Origin of the sequence: Sphaerisporangium sp. NPDC005289 (assembly GCF_040607455.1) — a bacterium.
Lineage (GTDB): Bacteria > Actinomycetota > Actinomycetes > Streptosporangiales > Streptosporangiaceae > Sphaerisporangium > Sphaerisporangium rhizosphaerae.
In genome coordinates, this window is sequence record NZ_JBEXGS010000070.1 from 1 (window position 1) to 1,030 (window position 1,030).

General features: G+C 69.3%; 1 pseudogene. It reads left to right on the forward strand.

Annotated features, from left to right (window positions below):
* Positions 1 to 838: 838 nt before the first annotated feature.
* Positions 839 to 1,030: pseudogene (locus ABZT47_RS40350) on the forward strand (1,4-beta-xylanase); the annotation flags it as partial.

A 1,030-nucleotide genomic window follows, 5' to 3' on the forward strand; every position in this document is an offset into this window, starting at 1 on the left:
CTGAGTGCCCTCGGTGATCGAGTCACCCAGCGGCATCACCCGCACTCCGCCGTTGGACTCGGCGCTGGCGACGCCCATCCCGGTCGCCGTTCCCGCAGCCACGACGGCGACGGCCAGCAGCGCGGCGGTCAGCCATCGTCTCCACATCACCATGCTCAACCTCTTTCAGGCACCGGCGACCGCGTCGGGTCGGCCAAGAGAGCGTTAACAGCCTTCAGGTATTGGGATGCCGGCGACCGGTGGACCGCTGGGAAGTGGTGTCTGTCCCAGCGGACGCGGCACTCCGGTCGCCGGCATGCCTAGGGGAAGTGCGTTCTTGTTAGCGTTAACAATCGACCGTGTCGGCCGGCTCCCTTCTCCGTCGTGTGCGGCGGTGGTGTGGGCGGAGCAAATACGAGACCGGGATGCGCCGTCAAGGGTCGGCGCCGCGCCGCGCCGTGGGCGGGCGGGCCGCCGGGGCTGTCGATCTGGTGTTATCGCCGCCGTCGCACGGCGGCGCCCACCGCCTTGTGCTGAAACTTTCAGCCACCCCGACCCAGGATTCGGGGGGTGTCTGCAAGTTTCACGGCGGGGGCATTTTTGTAAGGCCTGGTGTGCGGGGTTTGTCGCGCCGAGGGGCCCTCGAAAGTTTCGGCTGCGGTCTTGACGTGTTTCGGGATGGTTTCCACACTGAGTCCGGAGTAGGTTCCGCCGCCGACTCGGTGGTGCGTGGCGGGAGCCTTCGGCGACGTCCTGGTGGTGTGCGTCTCTGTGACAGGGATGCGGCGTCGGGCCGCGGGCGTGTCCCGCATGTTCTCCCGCTTCCCGCTCTTCCGCGATCCCTTATGGAGGCTCAGGCATGGGCGCATACGTCACACACCCGCCGGGGAACCGGCGACCCTTCCGCGGTCTGCGGGCCGTGCTCGCCGGTGCTCTCGGCGTGCTCGGCACGGTCACGGCGCTGACGTTGCCGGGCCCGGCCGACGCCGCGGCGAGCACGCTGGGTGCGGCGGCGGCGCAGAGCGGGCGGTACTTCGGTACGGCCATCGCC